Source organism: Nocardia sp. NPDC058497 (genome assembly GCF_042720195.1).
In the GTDB taxonomy this organism is placed as follows: Bacteria; Actinomycetota; Actinomycetes; order Mycobacteriales; family Mycobacteriaceae; genus Nocardia.
In genome coordinates, this window is record NZ_JBHXMY010000641.1 from 1 (window position 1) to 3,230 (window position 3,230).

Below are 3,230 nucleotides of genomic sequence, written 5' to 3' on the forward strand. Positions count from 1 at the left end.
CGCGGGCCCGCCCCCCACAAAACTGTTTTCCACGCCCCCGGCCCCGCGCCGCGCCCCGTGGTCGTGGCAAAACCGCCACGGCGCGTTCGCGTCAGCGACCGCGCCGTCGAGTGTCACAAGAACCCGTTCTCCCATGTGACGAGCGTAGGCGTTATCGGTCCGTTATGCCTACGGGTGCTCTGAATCGGACGCCCGGCTGCGGCGCGTGTCGGTGGACGCGCCTACAGTGGGTCTTGTGTCGGTGGTCGTCGCCCCCAGTCCTGTTCTCCACACTCCGGGTGCCGTCGCGGGCGCACCTGGCTCCCCGGACGCCGCGGTCGCGTGGCATTACGGTGATCCGTTCGGCGAGCAGAAGGCCGCGGCGCAGCGGGTCGCGGTGGTCGATCGCTCGCATCGCGGTGTCGCCAGGATCACCGGCGCCGAGCGCCTGAGCTGGCTGCACACCATCACCAGCCAGCACATCGCCGCGCTGCCCGACGGGCACAGCGCCGAGAATCTCGACCTCGATCTCAACGGCCGCGTGCTGAACCACTTCGTGCTCACCGATCTCGACGGCACCGTCTGGCTCGACACCGAAGCCGAGCGCGGCGCGGAGCTGGTCGCCTTCCTGCAGAAGATGGTCTTCTGGGCCGACGCCAAGCCCGAACCCGCGCCCGACTACGCCGTGCTGAGCCTGCTCGGCCCGCAGGTGAGCACCCTGCTCGACGCGCTCGGCATCGCCGCGCTGCCCGAGGTCTACGCCGCCGTCGCGCTGCCCGGTGGCGGCTTCCTGCGGCGCATGCCGTGGCCGAGCGCCGATTCCTTCGACCTCGTCATCCCGCGCGCCGAGCTCACCTCCTGGTGGACCAAGCTCACCCAGGCGGGCGCCGCCCCCGCGGGCATGTGGGCCTTCGAGGCCTTGCGCGTGGCCGAACTGCGCCCCCGGATCGGCGTCGACACCGACGAGCGCACCATCCCGCACGAGGCCCGCTGGATCGGCGGCATCGACGAACACGGTGCCGTGCACCTGAACAAGGGCTGCTACCGCGGCCAGGAGACGGTCGCCCGGGTGCACAACCTCGGCAAGCCGCCGCGCAACCTGGTGCTGCTGCACCTGGACGGCTCGGCCGACGAGCGCCCGGCCACCGGCGCCGACGTCACCGCTGGTGGCCGCACGGTCGGCAGGCTCGGCACGGTTGTCGACCACTACGAACTCGGCCCGATCGCACTGGCCCTGGTCAAGCGGTCCGTCCCCGCCGGCACCGAACTAGTGGTCGGCACCATGGCCGCCGCCATCGACCCCGACTCGATCCCCGCCGACGATGTCGTGCAGCCGGGCCGGGCCGCCGTCGACCGGCTGCGCGGGCGATGAGCCGCCCGATCCTGCGCGTCGGTGACACCGGCCGGGTCGAGGCCGTGTGCGTCGTGCACGCCGAACTCGAGGTCCGCACCCGCGTCGGGCGGACCGCCATCGACAAGCGTCCCGTCGACGGTCGCGTCGCGGTGCGGGCTCTCGGCCTGGCCGGCGATCACGTCTGCGACACCGTCAACCACGGCGGCGTGCACCAGGCCGTCTACGCCTACGGCGAGGAGGACGCCCGCCGCTGGGCCGGTGAACTCGACCGCGAGCTGCCCGCCGGCTGGTTCGGCGAGAATCTGCGCCTGAGCGGGCTCCCGATCAGCGACGCCGTGCTCGGCGCCCACGTCACCATCGGCGACACCCTGCTCGAGGTCAGCGCGCCCCGCGTCCCCTGCTCGACCTTCCAGCAGTGGGCGGGCGAGCGGCAGTGGGTGAAGCGCTTCACACTCCAGTCCGACACCGGCGCCTACTTCCGGGTGCTCACCGAGGGCACGGTCGGCGCGGGCGACGAGGTCCGCGTGGTGCACGTGCCCGACCACGGCATTACCGTGCGCGACGTGTTCACCGGCGCCGACCCCGCGCTGCTGGAACGGCTGCGCACCGAGGAGCCGACCATCTCCGACGACATCCGCATGCAGATCGACCGGCACACCAGAACCCGCACCGACGTCACCCTGGAGGTCCGGTCATGAGCGTGGAACTGGTCGAGGTGGTTCGCTCGGGATTCCGTGAGTGCGTGCACCGCGGCTCGGTCGTCGTGCTCGACGCCGACGGCACGCCCACCCTCGAGCTCGGCGAGGTGCACGGCCCGATCTTCCCGCGTTCCACCAACAAGCCGATGCAGGCATTGGCCCTGCTACGCAACGGTTTCGACCCCGTCGACGACGACGAACTCGCCGTCGCCACCGCCTCGCACTTCGGCGAGCCCGACCACATCGCCCTGGTCCGCAGACTGCTCGACCGCTACGGCTTCGCCCCGACCGACCTCGCCTGCCCGCCCGACCTCCCCTTCGAGGACCGCGCCCGCGCCGCCGCGCTCACCGGCTCCGGCCCGAGCCCGCTCTACATGAACTGCTCGGGCAAACACGCGGCGATGCTGGCGACCTGCGTGATCAACGACTGGCCGCGCACCGGATATCTCGACGTCGAGCACCCCCTGCAGCAGGCGGTGCTCGCCACGATCGCCGACGTCACCGGCGAACCGGAAACCGACCTCGGCATCGACGGCTGCGGCCTGCCGATCGTGCCCGTCTCACTCGTCAACCTCGCGCGCGCCTTCGCCGGCTTCACCACGGCCGAAACCGGCACCGCGCCGCGCCGGATCGCCGACGCGGTTCGGGCGAATCCGCGAGTGATTTCCGGCACGAAGGGCCCGGACCTGCTGGCCATGGCGGCCACTCCCGGCCTGTTCTGCAAGATCGGCGCGGACGGCGTGCACGCGGGTGCGCTGCCCGACGGCAGGGCCTTCGCGTACAAGATCGACGACGGTCACGACCGTGCCCGGATGCCCTTGACGCTGGCGATTCTGCGCAGGCTCGGGGTCGATTGGACCGACCAGCACACCGACCTCGCGGCCACCGCGGTACTCGGCGGCGACGCCAGAGTCGGTGTGATCCGCACGATCCCGGGGGTGCTCTGAGACCGGGGGCGCTCGGCGAAGAAAGGGCAAACGGCACCGGTTCGGTAGTTCTTCACCCACTCCTGGAAGCGCGACCGCCTGACACACGCTAAAGTGTCTGTCAGGAAGAGTATTAATTCGAACGGGGCCGCCAACAAACCCCAGGCCGCCCCGCAGTGACGCGAGGGGGTCAGCCATGGGCCGTGGCCGGGCTAAGGCAAAGCAGACCAAAGTCGCACGTGAGCTCAAGTACAGCTCCGCGCCGACCGACTT

General features: G+C 71.1%; 4 protein-coding genes. All 4 read left to right on the plus strand.

Annotation, left to right across the window (positions count from 1 at the left end):
• Positions 1-235: 235 nt before the first annotated feature.
• Positions 236-1,351 (plus strand): YgfZ/GcvT domain-containing protein, encoded by a 1,116-nt coding sequence (locus tag ACFWPJ_RS28695; RefSeq protein WP_378856007.1) that lies wholly within the window; start codon positions 236-238, stop codon positions 1,349-1,351.
• On the plus strand, positions 1,348-2,031 hold the full coding sequence (locus ACFWPJ_RS28700; protein WP_378856009.1) for an MOSC domain-containing protein: 684 nt from the start codon (positions 1,348-1,350) through the stop codon (positions 2,029-2,031). Before ACFWPJ_RS28695 ends, ACFWPJ_RS28700 begins: the two co-directional genes overlap by 4 nt.
• On the plus strand, positions 2,028-2,978 hold the full coding sequence (locus ACFWPJ_RS28705; RefSeq protein ID WP_378856011.1) for an asparaginase: 951 nt from the start codon (positions 2,028-2,030) through the stop codon (positions 2,976-2,978). The genes ACFWPJ_RS28700 and ACFWPJ_RS28705 overlap by 4 nt, the downstream gene beginning before the upstream one ends.
• Positions 2,979-3,153: 175 nt before the next feature.
• Positions 3,154-3,230, plus strand: a 77-nt coding sequence (locus ACFWPJ_RS28710; protein ID WP_378856013.1) for a DUF3073 family protein, incomplete at its 3' end; no start/stop codon positions are given.

What these genes read in the sequence shown, in the direction of transcription:
- ACFWPJ_RS28705 (WP_378856011.1), top strand. Translation starts at nt 2,028, where the DNA reads ATGAGCGTGGAACTGGTCGAGGTGGTTCGCTCGGGATTCCGTGAGTGC.
- ACFWPJ_RS28700 (WP_378856009.1), top strand. Translation starts at nt 1,348, where the DNA reads ATGAGCCGCCCGATCCTGCGCGTCGGTGACACCGGCCGGGTCGAGGCC.